Genomic DNA, 18,272 nt, shown 5'->3' with positions numbered 1-18,272 from the left:
TAGGAGGTATATCTATTATTTTAGTACTATTTCCAGAAAATATGTATAAAAAAATGACTATCCGTTCTCGTAGAGTTAAAGATACAGAAGAATACATTAAAAGAAGCAAGATTATAGGTATATTAATAGGTGTATTAGCAATACTTACGGGAATTGTAATATTAGTTAAAGGGGGTAAATACTTCCCGATATTTAATTTTCTAATTTTATCAACCATTTTAATTGGTGGCTATTTTAGAGATAAATTATTGATAAAGTAATTTCATTATATTCTTATTTCACGAACCAAAACAATAAAAGTATGAATATATTATCACAAACCTAAATAAAAAGGCTCTGGGCCTCAAAGGTTTCCAGAGCACGATCCATTCTATAATAATATATAACTTTAGTTAATATTAACCTCAATACCTGTTTTAAGAACTTCTTCAACAAAACCTATTCTTTCTATATAATCTTCTACAGCCTTAACTCTAATATTATACCACATTCAGGCAATTTTAATCGAGTATTAAATCTTCTTCACCGAAATTAGCGGTGGAAGAATGGTGGGAAAAACAAAAAACACCACGTCTAAACGTAGTGTAATCAATATGCGACTAAATCTATAAGCCGAGTTCTGTATTAAACAGTCATCTATCTAGGCCCATTGTTACCAATGGGCTCAAGCGATACTACCCGGAAGCGGGACGGGCAGCCCCTTTAACGCTTCCCTATTCGATCTTGCTCCAAGTGGGGTTTACATAGCCGCAAAGTCGCCATTGCGCTGGTGAGCTCTTACCTCGCCTTTCCACCCTTACCTAAGTTACCTTAGGCGGTATCTCTCTGTTGCACTTTCCTTCAGGTCACCCTGACTGGGTGTTATCCAGCACCCTGCCCTACGGAGCTCGGACTTTCCTCTCCTGTGTTTTCACAGCAGCGACTGTCTGACTTACTCGCAGAGAATATAATAACATATTATATGACTATTTGCAAATAAATTAACTAAAAATTTTGTAGAAATTTTTGTTAATTTATTTATATTTATACGGCGAAAAGGATTTTTCAGATATATATACTCTATTGTCATAGCCCATCAATTTAAGTTTATTTTGTAGCCATACTCCTACTAACTGCATTCCTGGCCATTCACTTTCAAAATGTCCTATGTCAATAACACATACCCCTTCTTCATTTAAGTCGCTTACATAGTGATATGTGGTATCTCCTGTAATAATGCAGTCTGCTCCTAACTCCTTAGCTTTAAATAAAAAATCATTACCGCTACCATTGATTATAGCAACCTTTTTTATAATGGTATTTTCTCCACCTGAATATTTTAAAGTAGGAATATTAAGGGCACTCTTTACCTTATTACACAAATCTTCTAGAGTAACTAGAGAGCTTAGAGTTACCATTCTTCCTATGCCAACTTTTTCTTCGTAGGGCTTTTCATCAATTACTTCCCAACTATCAAAGTCTAAAAGCTTGGTAATTAAATCATTAATTCCATCTTTGGTTGAGTCTAAATTTGTATGACTAGAATAAAGATTAATATCATTTTTTATCAATTCTATTATTTTTCTGCCCTGCAATGTACTCTTAGTTATGGTTTTAGGCTTCAGAAATAATAAAGGATGATGGGTTAATATAAAATTACACCCCTTTTCCTTTCCCTCCTCCACTACATCCATGGTACAATCTAGAGACACTAAAATTGAAGTTACTTCGCTTTCTTCGTCTCCTACCATAAGCCCTACATTATCAAAATCTTCCTTGTAATTTAAAGGAGCATACTCTTCCATTATTCTCATTAAGTCTTTAACTTTTAGAGACATTAAATCAACTCCCTTAGCTTATTTATTTTATGATTTAACTGAATTCTTCTCTCCTTAGCTCCCTCAGTATCTTCTGTTATAAAGTTAAGTATTTTATGACATTTGTTTATTTTACTTATAATGAAGTCCTCTACTAAAGGATGTTTTTTCTGAAGAAGATAATTACTAACTTCATAAAAAATGCTATCTATTTCTTCTATATTATTACCATATCTTACTTTAATTATTTCATAATATTTTCCTTCTTCAAAACACAATTCTTCTTCTAATATCTCGTATCCTTTAGAATATATATATTCTCTTAAAACTTCAGGATTTTGAACTGGTTGGAGTATTATATAATCTAAGGCTTTAAATACTTCCATACTCTCTTCTATTATATCTTTAATTAAATTTCCACCCATGCCAGCTATGACACCAACCTCTGCTTCTCCTGGCTTTAGAGTAGTCATTCCCCCTCCAATTCTACACTCCACATAAGAGCTTAATCCTTCTCTTCCTATATTTTTAATAGCCTTTTCTATAGGGCCTTTATTTATATCTGAAGCTATGGCTCTCTTGCACACTCCATTTTTTATTAAATATATAGGAATATATCCGTGGTCTGTACCTATATCTGCACAGCAAGTACAATATTCGATCATACTGGCTATAGTTTTTAATCTTATACTTATATCCATTTTTTCAAACAACTCCACATTAAAAAGTAATTAGTATTTTAAATTGTATAAATAAAAACAATACTGATGCTACTAATGAAACATATATAAATTTATAGGCCGACTTCTTATCATATTTAGCATAAAAATAAGAAGCATAATACATGCAGAATAAAAGAGCCATATTTAATACTCCATAAGCCATCTGCTTAAAGGCAAATTGCTTGCCTGTACCTATTTTCACAGCATTAAATCCCGAATCAAAGCTTAAAGGCATCTCAGCTGGTAGCTTCCCATATAAATAGAGAATAAATGGATTTAGGATTAATATGGATATAATTATGGTAACTATTATTAGTGGTAATAAAAATTTCTTGTCTTTATATAGGTTAATGTTTTTCTTAAAAGAAAGTTCCCAAGCCATGGATTTTACTCCCTGCTTTATTAATTCTTCCTCAAAATCATTACAGTTTTCAGGAGATACTGCATAACATATATCTCCTACTTTAAGATATATTATATCTTTACTTGAGGTTACGTACATTTTAGTAGTTCCTACATCATCTATTATTGATTTTCCCAATGCAAAATTATTCTTACCATATCCATATAGTTTTACACCTTTAATGTCTCCTGAACCTCTTCTGTAGCCTTCTATGCAACTTATTTTAATTACATCATTTTTAAATCCCCATATGCCTCTAATATAGATTTTGTCTCCTTCTATTACATAATGCAAAGTAGTATATAGAAAAATATAATGAAGTTCATATATATTTACCACAATTAGACTAACATTAAGCAAGTTAGACAATTCATAGGAATTAACTAGAAAAATAAGTATTATTATAAATAAATTATAAAGAAGCGCTTCCCCCAAAATGTAGGGAAGGCCTTTACCCTTAATTTGATTGTATTTTTTCATAATATCACCTTTATATAATTACTATTCTCCTTATAGAATAAAGCACCAAAAGGTGCTTTTATTAGTCTAAGTAGTCTTTTAACTTTTTACTTCTGCTTGGATGTCTTAACTTTCTTAGGGCTTTAGCTTCAATTTGTCTTATTCTTTCTCTTGTTACATTAAACTCTTTTCCAACTTCCTCAAGAGTTCTTGCTCTTCCATCATCTAACCCAAATCTCAACCTTAAAACTTTTTCTTCCCTTGGAGTTAAAGTATCTAACACATTTATAAGTTGCTCTTTTAACATTGTGAAAGCAGCAGCTTCTGCTGGAGCTAAGGCATCATCATCTGGAATAAAATCCCCTAAGTGGCTATCCTCTTCTTCCCCTATAGGAGTTTCTAGGGATACTGGCTCTTGAGCAATCTTCATTATCTCTCTTACCTTATCCACTGGCATATCCATATGCTTTGCTACTTCTTCTGGAAGTGGTTCTCTGCCAAGTTCTTGTAAAAGTTGCCTTGATACTCTAATTAGTTTATTTATTGTTTCTACCATATGCACTGGTATTCTTATAGTTCTTGCTTGGTCTGCAATTGCTCTTGTAATTGCCTGCCTTATCCACCAAGTAGCGTAGGTACTAAACTTAAATCCTTTTCTATAGTCAAATTTTTCAACAGCTTTAATTAAACCTAAATTTCCTTCTTGAATTAAATCTAAAAAAAGCATTCCACGACCCACGTATCTTTTGGCAATACTTACAACTAGTCTTAAATTAGCTTCTGCTAATTTTTTCTTTGCTACCGGGTCACCTTCTTCAATTCTATTTGCTAATTTAATTTCTTCTTCTGAAGATAATAAGGGTACTTTACCTATTTCCTTCAAATACATTCTTACTGGGTCATCTATAGCTATCCCTTCAGGTATAGATAAATCTAATTCCTCTTCTGCAACTTCCATATCTTGAATGTCACCTATAACGTCGATTCCCATAGATTCTAAAACCTCATATATTTTTTCAATTTGTTCCGGGTTTAAATCTACTTCATCTAATTCATCCATTATCTCTTTATATGTAAGAGTTCCAGTCTTTTTACCCTTTTCAATTAATTTTTTTACTAGTTGCATCTTTTCACTTTTATCCTTCATTAATAATTGCCTCCTTACGCTATTACTGCATGCCATCCAACTGTTTTTGTATATTAAAAAGCTGCTGTGCTAACTCTATAGATTCCCTTAGTTTCCCTTGTGCTTCGTAGTTTTTAATTTTCTCCATAATTTCCTTTTTACTCTGATCTAGTTTTAATCTTTTTAATTCTTTTACATAATCATCTAATAATATTTTATTATCACAATCTTTATCCATTACTTTTATTTCTCTAATTTTTATCCATTCTTCTATGGTTTCATAATCCATGAATTTACTTTCTATTAAACCCGTAATTTCCTCTTCATTAAGCTCTAAATTTTCACATACAAACTTATATAGTTCTCTCCTTTTGTCAGATATGAAATATTCTTCTTTTAAGGTTTTATTGATATGCTCTTCCATATCTTCTCTGTTAATTATCATTTTAATCAAAGCTCTTTCGCATTTTACATAAACTGGTTCTAAATAGTATTTATCTCCAAAAAAGCTATCTCTATTCACTTTTTCCTCATTATTTCCATCTTTTTGTAACTTATTATTCATCAAATCATATAATGCCTGATTTTGTATGCCTGTTTGCTGTGAAAGCTTATTTATATATATATCCTTTTCCACTGGTTGTAAGTCTTTAATAATATCTACGGTTAAATCAGCATATTTAGCAACATCATTTGCGCTATTTAAATTTAATCCTTTTGTTGCCTTTTGTATTTTATAATCCTCAAGTTCTAATGCCCCCTCTACAAGATGCCAAAATCCATCCTTACCCTTATTTTTTATATAGTCATCAGGGTCTTTACCCTCTGGTATGGAGATTACTCTTACATCAAATCCTTCTTCTTTCAAAACATCTAAACCTCTTAAGGTAGCTTTTTCCCCAGCCGAATCAGCGTCATATGCTATAACTACTTTGTCAGCATATCTTTTTAGTAATTTTGCCTGATTGGTGGTAAGTGCAGTACCTAATGAAGCTACAGCCATATTTATTCCATGTTGATGAAGAGAAATACAGTCCATATAACCTTCTACTATTATAAAAATTTTTTCCTTGTTATCTTGTATTGCATAGTTTATTCCATAAAGATTAGTACCCTTTTTAAAAATGGAGGTTTCAGGAGAGTTTAAATACTTAGGATTGGAATTATCCATTACTCTTCCTCCAAAACCTATTACCTTACCCCTATAGTCAAATACAGGAAATATTATTCTGTTTCTAAATCTATCATAGTATCCATTATTATTATTTTTAAGTATTAATCCTGCTGATAACATATCTAGTTCAGTATAACCTTTAGACTTTAGAAACTTTAAAAGGGCGTCCCATGAATTCAATGCATAACCTAGACCAAACTTATTAATTATATTAGGAGCTAAACCCCTTTTTAGTAAATAGTTCATAGCTATTTTATCTTTTCTTAAATTATAATAGAAATATCTAGCCGCATCCCTATTAATTCTATATAGCTTTTCGCTATTATCAGTAATAGAAGATTCATTATAGTCTATAACTATGTTAGCTCTCTCTGCTAAGTTTTTAATTGCATCTATATAAGTCAAGTTCTTGGTCTTCATAACAAAAGTTATTACATTTCCTGCTTCGCCACAACCAAAGCATTTATAGATTTGTCTATCTTGAGTAACGGTAAAGGATGGGGTCTTCTCATTATGAAATGGGCATAATCCTGTATAGTATTTTCCAGATTTTTTTAGTCTCACCGTTTCTGAAATAACATCTACTATATTATTTAACTCTTTTACTCTTAGAATGACATCTTCCGATATCAATTGTATATTTCACCTATCCTTCATAATTATAATTACTCGCCAAGTTTTATTTTATTCGACAAATAATTCATAAATCCTCTTTTATTTTAAAAAATCTTATTTTTATTATCATCTTATAGGATATATATTCTTTATAAAACGAAAATATCCTTCAAGTTATAGTTATTTTATAAAATAACATAATACTTATATTTTGCCATAATAGCTCAATATTTATTCTACAATTTTCTAATATATTACAATTTTAGGCACATATATGCTATTAAATAAAAGCAAACAGTAATCGTCGCTCATTCCAGCAATATAATCTGCAACTCCTCTATAAAGCCCCTCTTCTTTAACTATGGTTTTATAGAATTCAGGCATTTTTTCTGGGTATTTTAAATAATACTCAAACACCTGTTTTAAAACAAATTTAGCTTTATCTCTTTCTTCCTTTAATATTGTACCTTTATATACCTTTACAAACATAAAGTCTCTTAAATCCCTTAATGCCTTTTCTATATTATCGCTTAGAGATATTTCAATTTTTCCTCTACTTATGTTTTTTATACTGGTATATACACAGTCCTTTACTAATGTATCAATTCTCTCTCCATGAGTATTTCCTAAAATCTCTAATATATAATTTGGAATATCTTCTTTTTTCAAAAGACCAGCTCTTATAGAATCATCTATGTCGTGGTTTACATAGGCAATTTTATCGCTATATTTAACTATTTGACCCTCTAAAGTAAATGCTTTTTTATTATCTTTTGAAAATCCGCTATGATTTAATATACCGTCTAAAACTTCCTTAGTTAAATTTAGCCCCTTACCTTGTCTTTCTATCCTTGTAAGCACTCTAACGCTGTTTACATTGTGTTTAAAGCCTTCTGGAAGCAATTCATTTAAAACTTCTTCTCCATTATGAGCAAAGGCTACATGGCCTATATCATGACCTAATGCAATAGCTTCAATTAAATCTTCATTTAGCCCTATACCCTTTCCAATAGTTCTCCCTATTTGAGAAACTTCTAGCGTATGAGTAAGCCTTGTTCTATAGTGATCTCCTGAAGTTTTTATATATACTTGTGTTTTATGCTTTAATCTTCTAAATGACTTACTATGAATTATTCTATCTCTGTCAATCATATAATAAGTCCTTATTTCATCCTCTTTTTCTTCTACTGTTCTTCCTAAAGAATACTTTGAATGAGAGGCTTCTTTTATTAAGCTTAATTCTTCATTATACTGAATTTTTTTTCTTATTTCCATACAATCATCACCATATTATCTATTCTATATTTTAATTAAAAAGTCCTTTATTTAGCATTCCCATTATAAATATATTAATGAGTCTATGTATATTATTAAATATTAAATAATATGATTATAAAGAGAAAACTTAAGTAAGGAGTGTTTATATGCCTAATTTGGCTCAAGGATATAATATTGATATATTAGCTGAAGAAAATATTAAAAAATATATACTACCCTACTATGGACTAGATGATTACTTTATAACTCAAATTAAATTTAAAAATACAGATAAACAAAGAGCTGTTTACAAAGTATATCTCGAAGATGAAAGCTATTGCTTAAAGAAAGTATATTTTAAGGAGGACGGACTACTTTTTGTGTATTCTGCTATAGAATGGTTCTATAGACATAGTATTAAAGTTCCAAAAATACTGCCAACCTCTGATAGAAATAGATTTGTCCATTTTAATAATATGTTATTCATATTGACTCCTTGGATTGATGGAATCAAATGCGATTATGATAATAGCTTACATGTTAAAATGTCTGCTATAAACTTAGCTAAGATGCATAAATACGGAGAAAGTTTTTCTCCTATAGATGGAAGCGAAATGCGAAGCAATGAAGATGATATATATAAATCTATACAAAAACATTTTCATCAGCTACTTAACTGTTCTAACCTTGCTTTTAACTATAAGGACAAATTCTCTAAGATATTTTTACAAAATTTCGATACAAATATAAAATTAGCTCAAGGCTCTTTAACTCTTGGCTCCACCATTAATAAATCTAATCTATCAAGGTCTTTATGTCATCTAGATTATGTTAATAAAAATTTGATAATAGATGAAAATAATGATATATGGGTGATAGATTTTGATAAATGCAAAATTGATTATTGTGTACATGACATAGGATATTATATGAGAAGATTTTTAAGAAGAGATAATACTGCTTGGAACATAAAATTAGCCCTTGAATGTCTTCATGCTTATGAAAGCATTAAACCTCTAAACGAAGACGAATATAAATACCTTTTAGTATACTTAAGCTTTCCTCAAAAATATTGGAAAATTTCTAGGGATTATTACAAAAACATTACTAAGTGCAATAAAAAATCCTTTATTAAAATTCTACAAAAATCTGTCGAAGATAATGATAAGCAGCTAGAATTCATGTATCAATTTGGTAAGTATATACAAGAACGATTTTCTGCAAAGTTATAATAAGAGTAGGAATTTCAATATGGAATTCCTACTCTTATTATTTATTGTTTTTCTATTCTTCACTACCATCTTTCATATCTTTTATTGCATTATTATATTTTTCTAAAGCTTCATTGGTGTTTTTAGGTAATCCTTGAATATCAATCTTAATCTCTTTATCAGTTTTAGCTTTAATTGTATTTGATCTCATAACATCAGTTAAATCAAATCCTATAGTTTCTTTAACTGCTTCAGTAACTGCTTTAAGTGCTCCAACTGTATAACCCGTTACATTAGATACACCGTCTGAGCCCTCTCCAGAACCACCTATAATAGTAATGTTTCCAATCTTTGATAATGGCTCTGCAACAGCTTTTGCAATCTCTGGTAATTTTTCAATAACCATCTGTAATTTTCCTGCTTCATCCATTTTAGCAAGGGCTTCAGCTTTCTTTTCAAGAGCTTCTGCTTCAGCTAAACCTTTAGCTCTTATAGCATCTGCTTCTGCTAAACCTCTTGACTCTATAACTTTAGCTTGTGCCTCTCCCTCTAATCTCAATTTCTCAGCTTCAGCCTCAGCTTTCTTTAACTGTTCAAACTTATTAGCTTCTGCCTCTAATTCTCTTCTTTTTCTTTCTGCTTCAGCAGGTTTAACAACTGTTTCTAATAATTCTGCTTGTTTTCTTTCTGCCTTTTTCTCCGCTAGTTCTATTCTTCTTTGCTCAGATGCAATTTCTATTTGAACTTCAGCTTCAGCTATTTCTTTATCACGTTGCTTCTCAAGAAGCTTAGCATCCATTTCAGTACTCTTTGTTTCTTTGGATGTTATATTAGATTGAATTTGATAAGCCGCGTCAGATACAGCTCTCAATCCTTCTTGCTCTTTCTTATATGCTAAAATTTTTAATTGTTTATTTTTCTCTGCCTCTGCCACCTGAGCTTCAGCCTCTAATTCTGCTTGCTTACCTATTCTACGTGCTTCAGCTGTTCTTATTTGCTTTTCTTTAGCCGCTTCAGCTGTTTTTATTTCTCTTTCCTTATCTGCCTCAGCTTCAGCTATAGCCGCCGCTGATTTCACCTTAGCTATTTGCTCTTTACCTAATGCCTCTATATATCCCTCATCATCTGTAATATCATTTATAGTAAATGATTTTAACTCTAATCCCATATCACCAAGCTCAGTTCCTGCTACTTGCTGAACTTTAGCCGCAAAACTTTCTCTATCATTGTATATATCCTCAACACTCATTGATGATACAATTTCACGAAGTTTACCTTTACATACCTCAGATGCTTGTGTTCTTATAGTATTAACCGTTTCAGATTCTTTGTTACTATTAAACTGCTGTACTGCCGCTAATATGCTAATCTCATCATTCTTTACTTTTATAACTACTACACCTTCTGCGTTAATGGTAACCCCTAACGCTGTCTTTGTTTGCTTAATCTCCACTGGAAACATAATATTTTCCAAAGTAATTATATCCATTCTCTGTACTACTGGTATTACAACTGTTCCACCACCAGTTACTACTTTAGGTTTCCCAAAACCTACAATTACTGCTGCCTTGTCTGAAGGCACCTTTTTCCATGTACTTAATATTCCAGCAAGGACTAGTATTAATCCAATTATTATAAGTCCAACTGTTCCAAATACTGAACCAAAAATAACGTCTGCCATTGATATAACCCCCATTTATTTGATTTTTATTGCTTACCTTTCGGTAATATAACGAAACAAATTTTTTTCTCACTATCAAAATCTGATATTATTACTTCTTGTCCTTGGTTTATAACATATTCACCTTGGACACCTGCATAAGGACTTAATGTTGCTCTATAAGTTATAATAGCTCCTGTACTGTCTGTTAATGATATAACACCATCGTTGAGAGGTGTTATTTTCAATACTACAATACCTACCATACCTATTAAATCATTAGATTTTAATGCTCTGGGATTATTTGATTTTAATTTACATACTATAAACTTATATACAGCTGTATATGCTATTATTGAAGCTATTAAAGATACTCCTAGTAGTAATACAACTGTTATAGTATTAGTCATAAACTTCATTAAAAATAATCCAAATGAACTAAATACTATCAGTGCAAATGAAAAACACATTATATTAAATGGAATAAGTCCATCAAAATTTACATCAACATCGAAATCTAAATTAATTAATGAGGTAGTTGTGCCTAATAAGATGTCTAATAAAGGAATTATGAAACCTATGAATAAACATATCTCTAATATCCTTTTTAATAAATTCATGCTCACCAAATATCCCCACCACCTATTTTATTTCTTAATACCCATTCTCTCCATATCTCCTACATCTTCAATAGTTGGTTTCTCAAATATTGATTCTAGTATATCATCCCAATTATTGTATGTAAAGTTAGTAATATCAAAATCATCTTTTTATTCTCTTTTTGCTCAAAAATATGAATTTCTAATAAAAATAGGGTATTGTAATTAAAATTAATAATAATTTCAAATTACAATACCCTATACTTTTTATAGTATGCATAGCCTAAAATACTCATTGTATAAGGCCTTTTAATCTACGTTTGTACTATTATTATTTAGTTGATCTTGGGTTTTTAACTTCTGCTTGAGCTGCAGCAAGTCTTGCTACAGGAACTCTATAAGGTGAACAAGACACATATTCTAATCCTAATTTATGAGCAAACTCAACTGAAGAAGGATCTCCTCCGTGCTCACCACAAATTCCAACTTTTAAGTCTTTTCTTGTTTGTCTTCCAAGCTTTGTAGCCATCTCCATTAATTTACCTACACCATTTTGATCTAGCTTTTGGAAAGGATCTGCTTCGTAAATCTTCTTATCGTAGTAGTTGTTTAAGAACTTACCAGCATCATCTCTTGAAAATCCAAAAGTCATTTGAGTTAAATCATTTGTTCCAAAGGAGAAGAACTCAGCTTCTTTAGCAACTTCGTCTGCAGTTAATGCAGCCCTTGGTACTTCTATCATGGTTCCTATTTTATATTGTAATTCTACTCCTGAATCCTTAATTACCTCATTGGCTACTTTTACAATTATATTTTTAACAAATTCTAATTCTTTAACATCGCCAATTAGTGGAATCATTATTTCTGGAACTATATTAAATCCTTTTCTCTTATTTACATCAATAGCAGCTTCAATTATAGCTCTTCCTTGCATTTCAGCTATTTCAGGATAGGATATGCTTAATCTACACCCTCTATGTCCCATCATTGGATTAACTTCTTTTAAAGATTCAATTTTAAATCTTAAGCTTTGAAAAGTTATTCCTAAGTCCTTTGCAAGCTCTGCTATGTCTTCATCTTCTGTCGGTAAGAATTCATGTAGTGGTGGATCTAAAAGTCTTATAGTAACTGCTCTTCCTTCCATTGCTTCATATATACTTGCGAAGTCTTCTCTTTGCATTGGTAGTAATTTTTCTAAGGCCCTTTTTCTTTGGTTTTCATTTTCAGCTACTATCATTTCTCTTACTGCAAATATTCTCTCTTCATCAAAGAACATATGCTCTGTTCTACATAATCCTATACCTTCAGCTCCAAATTTTATTGCTTGAGCAGCATCTCTTGGAGTATCTGCATTAGTTCTAACCTTTAATTTTCTTATTTCATCTGCCCAGGACATGAAAATTCCAAAGTGTCCACTTATTTCTGGTTCAACAGTTTTTATTGCATCGCCATAAACAAATCCAGTGCTGCCATCTAAGGAAATATAATCTCCCTCTTTAAATATCTCACCGTTAACTTCAAAAGTTTTCTCATCTTCATTAACCTTTATATCTCCGCATCCAACAACGCAGCATCTTCCCATTCCTCTTGCTACAACAGCAGCATGTGAAGTCATTCCTCCTCTAACAGTTAAAACTCCTTCTGCAACTACCATTCCTTCTATGTCTTCTGGTGAAGTTTCTGCTCTTACAAGTATTACCTTTTCTCCTAGTTCGCCATGAGCTTTTGCATCCTCAGCATTGAAGTATACCTTACCACAAGCAGCCCCTGGAGAAGCAGGAAGTCCTTTTGCTATTACTCTAGCATTTTCTAATCCATTTTCATCAAAGTTTGGGTGAAGTAGTGAATCTAACTGCTTTGGGTCAACCTTAAGCATCGCTTCTTCTTTATTGATTAATCCTTCTTCTACTAAATCAACAGCAATTTTCAATGCAGCCTGCGCTGTTCTTTTTCCATTTCTAGTTTGTAGGAAATATAACTTTCCTTGTTCTATAGTAAATTCCATGTCTTGCATGTCTTTATAATGCTTTTCTAATCTATCAGCTATCTGTAAAAACTGCTTGTAGCATTCTGGTAAATCCTCTTCAAGTCTTGATATTGACTGAGGTGTTCTTATACCTGCTACTACATCTTCACCTTGAGCATTTATTAAGTATTCTCCAAACATTTCTTTTTCACCAGTAGCTGGGTTTCTAGTAAATGCAACTCCTGTACCTGAAGTTTCTCCCATGTTTCCAAATACCATGCTTTGAATATTTACAGCTGTTCCCCATTCTCCTGGTATATCGTTTAATCTTCTATATATTATTGCTCTTGGATTATCCCAAGATCTAAATACTGCATTAATGGATTCTATTAACTGTACTTTAGGATCCTGTGGAAATTCTTCTCTCATTTCCTTTTTATAAGCAGCTTTATATCTTTTTACTACTTCTTTAAGATCACTTGCTGTTAAATCTGTATCAAATTTTGCTCCTACAGATTCTTTAACTTCGTCTAGTATATCTTCAAATTTTCTTTTATCCATTCCCATTACTACGTCTGAGAACATATGAATAAATCTTCTATAAGAATCATAAGCGAATCTATCGTTATTAGTCAGCTTTCCTAAAGTAGCTACAACTTCATCATTTAAACCTAAATTAAGTATTGTATCCATCATGCCTGGCATTGAAGCCCTAGCTCCTGATCTAACAGATACTAATAATGGATTTTCTATACTTCCAAGTTTTTTCCCTGTAACTTCTTCTAAATTATTTAAAGCTTCGTATATTTGCTCAACCACATCTTCTGAAATCACTTTTCCGTCTTTATAATACTTAGTACATGCTTCTGTACTAACAGTAAATCCTTCTGGAACAGGTATTCCTAAATTAGTCATTTCTGCTAAATTAGCACCCTTTCCACCTAGTAAATTTTTCATTGAAGCATTACCTTCATTAAAAAGATATACATATTTAATATTTTCCATAGTCAAACATCCCTTCACCGATAAAATAGTTTTATGATTATATGTTTTTTCCCATTTTAACAAATAACTTAGTTATATTAGTCTTTGATACTTTTCCAATTATTTTTAATCCATCTTTATTATTATCTATTACCTTTTCTACTACTGGCAAACTATCTATTTCATGCTCTATTATTTTACATGCTGCATCGTAAGCTAATTCATCTTTATCTACAACAATTATATTTGGCATTCTCGTCATAATAATTCCCACAGGTACTTTATGCATGTCTGTACCTCCCATGGCAAATTTGAGAAAATCCTTTCTTGAAGTAGCTCCTACTAGAACTCCATTGTTTTCTACAAATAAAGTTCCTGCATCATGTAAAAATAAATCTACTATGGCATCATAAACAGTAGTTGATTCACTAACTATCACAGGTTTTGACATTATGTCTTCAACTTTTATTTTTCTTATATATTCGTTTACTGCATTATAGGAGGGCTTTTGTGAATATATGTATCCTACTTTTGGCTTTGCATCTAATATGCCTGTCATAGTAAGTATAGATAAATCTGGTCTTAATGCAGCTCTAGTCAAATTTAACTTCGCCGCTAACTGTTCGCTAGTAATAGGTTCATTTTCTTTTACTAATTGAATAATCTCTTCCTGTCTTTGCGATAGTTTAATATTGTTCACCCTCTTCCAAGTATTTTACATCATATAATCTATTATATCATCATATAGAAGGAAATAGTATATCACTTTAAGCTTATTATGCTTATTTATTTCAAATATGCTATATAATATGTCTCGTTTTCTTAGCCTTACTTAAGTTTTTTATTATTAATACATAATTATAAAAGTCAGCAGCTCTTAACTGCTGACTTTATTTTACTTTATTGCTTATCATCCTCTTCTTTTACTTCCTCAAAATCTACTGAGTAAGTATAAACAGTATCTTCATCAACCTTATTTTCATTGTTAAACTTATTCTGAACCTTATCTTTTACATCATCCACTGTGGATTTTATTATTTTGTTTATCACTTCAACAGTACCATCAGTTTTAGTAATTTCAATGGTTATTTGAGTTAATGCTGCTGCAAATAGAGCTAAAGCTATAAAAGGTGATGCCCATAATCCTGCAATAGTTACTGCAACTCCAGCCGTTACTGGAATATCTGCTATAACCTTATCCCCTTTTTTAATTTTAATTCTATTAACATTTCCTTTATTAATTAAATCTTTTATCCAATTAATAAATTCATCTTTTCCTATATACATTTCTTCTCTTTTTTTCTTTTTATTTTCTTCTACATAGATTAAGGCATCTACCACATTTCCATTGCAGATTTCTAATGCTTCCTTAGCCTCTGCATAGCTAACTTTTGTTCTTTCTCTTATAATATCAATTTTCTCGATAGTAATTTCACTCATTTATTTCACTCCTTTTAATAAATTAAGGGTTTCTAAACTTTTAGGTTTTCTGAAATAGTTTTGGGAAATTATTTGGTTTAAAACTTCATAGATTCCTTCTTTTAAATTATCTGGAATGGTAATTCTATAACTTTTTTCTAAAGAAATTTCATTTAAATATTTTAATATGTTGTATACACCATTAGTAATCTTTATTCCATTTTTCTTTTCACAATCATTACATATACCACCCAAATACTGTAAGCTTATATAATCTGCTGAAGATATTTTACTTCTACACTGAGTACAATTTTGAAGATTTAAATTATATCCCGTAGCTCTTAATACTCTAAGCTCAAATATCCTAGCTAAGGTTTCTAAATCTCCCACTTTATTCTTCATAAAATAAAAGGCGGTAATCATATCTTTAAAAAGCTCTCTATCACTTTCTTCTTCACCAACAGCTATATCTATTAGTTCACAAAAATAAGAGGCATAGGTTATGGTTTCTAAATCCATTAATAGTCCTTGAAAAGACTCTACTACTTCACCTTCATTCAAAGTATACATACCCTTCCCTCTGTAAAAAGTATAGTTACCAAAACAAAAGGACAAGGTAGAGGAGAAAAACTTACTTCTGTTCTTTTTAGCACCTTTTGCAATAGTGGAAATTTTGCCTAATTTTTCGCTATAAAACCAAACTATCTTATCAGATTCCTTATAATCTTGAGTCTTTATTACTACAGCTCTTGTATCAAAGATAGACAGAAGATCATCTCCTAACCTTTAACAAATCTATTTGTAGCCTAATTCCTTAAGTATAAATTGGCTATCTCTCCAATCTTTCTTTACTTTAACCCATACTTTTAAATATACTTTACATCCTAAAAACTTCTCAATATCCTCTCTTGCATATTGAGAAATTCTCTTAAGCATAGATCCATTTTTCCCAATTATTATTCCCTTATGTGAGTCTTTTTCACACAGCATATAAGCTTCTATTTGATATATTCCCTTTTCATCTTTTTTCATTGTCATTATATCTATAGCTATTCCATGTGGAACCTCTTCGTTTAATAATCTTAAAGCTTTTTCTCTTATTATTTCTCCTACAATGAATCTTTCCTGCTGGTCCGTTATCATATCTTCAGGGTAATATTGCGGACCCTCTGGAATATAGTTTTTCATAAGCTCTATTAACTTATCAACATTTTTCCCATTCATCGCCGAGATAGGTATTATTTCTTTAAATTCCATTATATCTGAGTAATTTTTTAAGGTTTCTGCTACTCTTTCCTGAGTATTTTCATCTATTTTATTTACTACAAGGAAAACTGGAGTTTTTGTTTTTTTCAGCTCCTCTACTATATATAAATCTCCTTTACCAGCAGCCATTTCTGGTGTAGTTAAAAAAAGAACTATATCCACTTCTTTTAATGAGCTTTCCGCATTTTTTACCATATATTCTCCAAGTTTATGTTTTGGCTTATGCATACCTGGAGTATCAACAAATACAAATTGATAATCCTCTCCAGTTAATATGGTTTGAATATTATTTCTTGTAGTTTGAGGTTTGTTTGAAACTATAGATAACTTTTCATTCATTATCTTATTTAATAGTGTTGATTTTCCTACATTTGGTCTTCCAATAATAGTTACGAATCCTGATTTGTACATATATCCTCCTTATTTTTTCAAATCTTTCTTTGTGAATGCACCTGGCAGTATTTCATCTAACCTATATACATTAAAGTCATTTTCATTTTTAGCGATTATTATAGGAGTATCTTCCTTCCCAAATTCGCTTATCACTTGTCTGCAAATCCCACATGGAAAAGTATACTCTTCTAAACTTCCCACTACAGCTATAGCTTTAATTTCCTTTTCACCTTCTGAAACAGCTTTAAATATAGCAGTTCTTTCAGCACAGTTAGTAGCTCCATAGGAAGCATTTTCAATATTACATCCATTATATATTTTTCCACTACCTGTTAAAATAGCGGCTCCTACTTTAAAATTTGAGTAAGGTACATAGGCACTCTCTCTTCCTTTTAAAGCTTCAAGAACTAATGCATTATAATCTATATTTACCATCCTTTAATTCCCCTTCCAAAGTTTACTCTCGTAAATAAATTATAGCATTAATTTTTTTCATTTCAATATATTATATTTTGCCCAAAAATTTAAATAATAATATGGTAATTAAAGTTCCAAATAAAGCTCCTGCAATAACTTCTAAAATAGAATGTATTTTAGAATCCACTCTGCTTTGAGCTACTATTAAAGCTAATAAATAGCTTAAAATTATTGCTATAGTCTCCTCTGTAAGCAGTGCTATTGTAGTTGCTATAGCAAAGGCTATGGTACTATGGCCACTTGGCATACCTCCTTTTAAAGGTGTACCTTCTCCATAAATTGCCTTTATCACCAAGGTTATAATGGATACAATAAATAATATTATAAATATCATATAAGGATTTGAATTTTTAATTTTATTTATCACTATAAAATTCACATATTCAAGTTTATTCCAAAATATTATGTATCCCACCACCATAGCATTTAACGCGGTAACCAAAACTGCACCTGCTGCTACGTTTTTAGCTATTTTAGCTAGAGGATGATAGTAATTTGTAGTGGTGTCAATTGCAAACTCAATAGCTGTATTAATAAGCTCTGTAACAATAACTATAGTTATTGTTATAAATAAAATCAGAAGTTCAATTTTACTTATATCATAAAAGAAACAAGCAGTAAGAACTAAAAGAGTAAGTATCAAATGTATTCTCATATTTCTCTGAGTTCTTACTGCATATAATAATCCTTCTATTGCATAATTGAAGCTATCAATCAATTTTCTCACTTTTATATTCATAACAAC

Annotated in this window: 17 protein-coding genes and 1 other RNA gene; 2 read left to right on the top strand and 16 right to left on the bottom strand. The window is 30.9% G+C overall.

Annotation, left to right across the window (positions count from 1 at the left end; genetic code table 11):
- The first annotated feature begins 41 nt into the window (after positions 1-41).
- The gene (locus ABDZ69_RS03300) at positions 42-260 is read left to right on the top strand and encodes a hypothetical protein (protein WP_343766542.1); all 219 of its coding nucleotides are present in this window, start codon (positions 42-44) and stop codon (positions 258-260) included.
- A gap of 332 nt (positions 261-592) precedes the next feature.
- Here ABDZ69_RS03300 and rnpB read toward each other — a convergent pair.
- The 7 genes from rnpB to ABDZ69_RS03265 all read right to left on the bottom strand — a co-directional run bounded on the left by rnpB (position 593) and on the right by ABDZ69_RS03265 (position 7,570).
- Positions 593-938: RNase P RNA component class A (gene rnpB / locus ABDZ69_RS03295), an RNA gene on the bottom strand.
- Positions 939-1,013: 75 nt separating this feature from the next.
- Complete coding sequence (locus ABDZ69_RS03290; RefSeq protein ID WP_343766539.1) at positions 1,014-1,817, bottom strand: Nif3-like dinuclear metal center hexameric protein; 804 nt, start codon at positions 1,815-1,817, stop codon at positions 1,014-1,016.
- Complete coding sequence (locus ABDZ69_RS03285) at positions 1,817-2,497, bottom strand: tRNA (adenine(22)-N(1))-methyltransferase (RefSeq protein ID WP_343766536.1); 681 nt, start codon at positions 2,495-2,497, stop codon at positions 1,817-1,819. The genes ABDZ69_RS03290 and ABDZ69_RS03285 overlap by 1 nt, the downstream gene beginning before the upstream one ends.
- A 19-nt stretch (positions 2,498-2,516) precedes the next feature.
- Positions 2,517-3,401: a PH domain-containing protein gene (locus ABDZ69_RS03280; RefSeq protein ID WP_343766534.1), complete on the bottom strand. Its 885-nt coding sequence runs from the start codon at positions 3,399-3,401 to the stop codon at positions 2,517-2,519.
- A 61-nt stretch (positions 3,402-3,462) separates the two neighbouring features.
- The gene (rpoD, locus tag ABDZ69_RS03275) at positions 3,463-4,527 is read right to left on the bottom strand and encodes an RNA polymerase sigma factor RpoD (protein WP_343766532.1); all 1,065 of its coding nucleotides are present in this window, start codon (positions 4,525-4,527) and stop codon (positions 3,463-3,465) included.
- A gap of 22 nt (positions 4,528-4,549) precedes the next feature.
- On the bottom strand, positions 4,550-6,313 hold the full coding sequence (gene dnaG, locus ABDZ69_RS03270) for a DNA primase (protein ID WP_343766530.1): 1,764 nt from the start codon (positions 6,311-6,313) through the stop codon (positions 4,550-4,552).
- A gap of 228 nt (positions 6,314-6,541) precedes the next feature.
- Positions 6,542-7,570, bottom strand: a complete 1,029-nt coding sequence (locus ABDZ69_RS03265) for a deoxyguanosinetriphosphate triphosphohydrolase (protein WP_343766528.1) — start codon at positions 7,568-7,570, stop codon at positions 6,542-6,544.
- Positions 7,571-7,719: 149 nt separating this feature from the next.
- Between ABDZ69_RS03265 and ABDZ69_RS03260 the strand changes: the two genes are divergently transcribed.
- The gene (locus ABDZ69_RS03260; protein ID WP_343766525.1) at positions 7,720-8,784 is read left to right on the top strand and encodes a CotS family spore coat protein; all 1,065 of its coding nucleotides are present in this window, start codon (positions 7,720-7,722) and stop codon (positions 8,782-8,784) included.
- Positions 8,785-8,836: 52 nt separating this feature from the next.
- On the opposite strand, the gene ABDZ69_RS03255 is transcribed toward ABDZ69_RS03260, so the two are convergent.
- The 9 genes from ABDZ69_RS03255 to ABDZ69_RS03215 form a co-directional block, all read right to left on the bottom strand.
- Positions 8,837-10,444 (bottom strand): flotillin family protein, encoded by a 1,608-nt coding sequence (locus ABDZ69_RS03255; RefSeq protein WP_343766522.1) that lies wholly within the window; start codon positions 10,442-10,444, stop codon positions 8,837-8,839.
- 26 nt (positions 10,445-10,470) lie between these two features.
- Entirely contained in the window at positions 10,471-11,049 is a 579-nt protein-coding gene (locus tag ABDZ69_RS03250) for a hypothetical protein (protein ID WP_343766519.1), read from the bottom strand.
- A gap of 304 nt (positions 11,050-11,353) precedes the next feature.
- Positions 11,354-13,993: a pyruvate, phosphate dikinase gene (ppdK, locus tag ABDZ69_RS03245; protein WP_343766516.1), complete on the bottom strand. Its 2,640-nt coding sequence runs from the start codon at positions 13,991-13,993 to the stop codon at positions 11,354-11,356.
- Between the two features lie 37 nt (positions 13,994-14,030).
- Complete coding sequence (ccpN, locus tag ABDZ69_RS03240) at positions 14,031-14,672, bottom strand: transcriptional regulator CcpN (protein WP_343766513.1); 642 nt, start codon at positions 14,670-14,672, stop codon at positions 14,031-14,033.
- 200 nt (positions 14,673-14,872) lie between these two features.
- Complete coding sequence (locus ABDZ69_RS03235) at positions 14,873-15,412, bottom strand: DUF4342 domain-containing protein (protein ID WP_343766510.1); 540 nt, start codon at positions 15,410-15,412, stop codon at positions 14,873-14,875.
- Entirely contained in the window at positions 15,413-16,159 is a 747-nt protein-coding gene (gene recO / locus ABDZ69_RS03230; protein ID WP_343769571.1) for a DNA repair protein RecO, read from the bottom strand.
- 27 nt (positions 16,160-16,186) lie between these two features.
- A complete protein-coding gene (gene era, locus ABDZ69_RS03225) occupies positions 16,187-17,068 on the bottom strand; it encodes a GTPase Era (protein WP_343766508.1) in 882 nt (293 codons plus the stop codon).
- 9 nt (positions 17,069-17,077) lie between these two features.
- Positions 17,078-17,485, bottom strand: a complete 408-nt coding sequence (locus tag ABDZ69_RS03220) for a cytidine deaminase (protein ID WP_425544623.1) — start codon at positions 17,483-17,485, stop codon at positions 17,078-17,080.
- Positions 17,486-17,555: 70 nt separating this feature from the next.
- The gene (locus ABDZ69_RS03215) at positions 17,556-18,260 is read right to left on the bottom strand and encodes a diacylglycerol kinase (RefSeq protein WP_343769568.1); all 705 of its coding nucleotides are present in this window, start codon (positions 18,258-18,260) and stop codon (positions 17,556-17,558) included.
- Positions 18,261-18,272: the final 12 nt, after the last annotated feature.

It is taken from the genome of Clostridium malenominatum (assembly GCF_039521365.1).
GTDB classification, from domain to species: domain Bacteria; phylum Bacillota; class Clostridia; order Clostridiales; family Clostridiaceae; genus Clostridium_AW; species Clostridium_AW malenominatum.
Note: the sequence above shows the minus strand (reverse complement) of the source record. Positions and strands in the feature narration are given on the sequence as shown.

Excerpts from the sequence above, each read along its gene's own strand:
- ABDZ69_RS03300 (WP_343766542.1), top strand. The coding sequence starts at position 42 with ATGTATAAAAAAATGACTATCCGTTCTCGTAGAGTTAAAGATACAGAA.
- ABDZ69_RS03290 (WP_343766539.1), bottom strand. The coding sequence starts at position 1,817 with ATGTCTCTAAAAGTTAAAGACTTAATGAGAATAATGGAAGAGTATGCT.
- ABDZ69_RS03285 (WP_343766536.1), bottom strand. The coding sequence starts at position 2,497 with ATGGATATAAGTATAAGATTAAAAACTATAGCCAGTATGATCGAATAT.
- ABDZ69_RS03280 (WP_343766534.1), bottom strand. The coding sequence starts at position 3,401 with ATGAAAAAATACAATCAAATTAAGGGTAAAGGCCTTCCCTACATTTTG.
- rpoD (WP_343766532.1), bottom strand. The coding sequence starts at position 4,527 with ATGAAGGATAAAAGTGAAAAGATGCAACTAGTAAAAAAATTAATTGAA.
- ABDZ69_RS03265 (WP_343766528.1), bottom strand. The coding sequence starts at position 7,570 with ATGGAAATAAGAAAAAAAATTCAGTATAATGAAGAATTAAGCTTAATA.
- ABDZ69_RS03260 (WP_343766525.1), top strand. The coding sequence starts at position 7,720 with ATGCCTAATTTGGCTCAAGGATATAATATTGATATATTAGCTGAAGAA.
- ABDZ69_RS03255 (WP_343766522.1), bottom strand. The coding sequence starts at position 10,444 with ATGGCAGACGTTATTTTTGGTTCAGTATTTGGAACAGTTGGACTTATA.
- ppdK (WP_343766516.1), bottom strand. The coding sequence starts at position 13,993 with ATGGAAAATATTAAATATGTATATCTTTTTAATGAAGGTAATGCTTCA.
- ABDZ69_RS03235 (WP_343766510.1), bottom strand. The coding sequence starts at position 15,412 with ATGAGTGAAATTACTATCGAGAAAATTGATATTATAAGAGAAAGAACA.
- era (WP_343766508.1), bottom strand. The coding sequence starts at position 17,068 with ATGTACAAATCAGGATTCGTAACTATTATTGGAAGACCAAATGTAGGA.
- ABDZ69_RS03220 (WP_425544623.1), bottom strand. The coding sequence starts at position 17,485 with ATGGTAAATATAGATTATAATGCATTAGTTCTTGAAGCTTTAAAAGGA.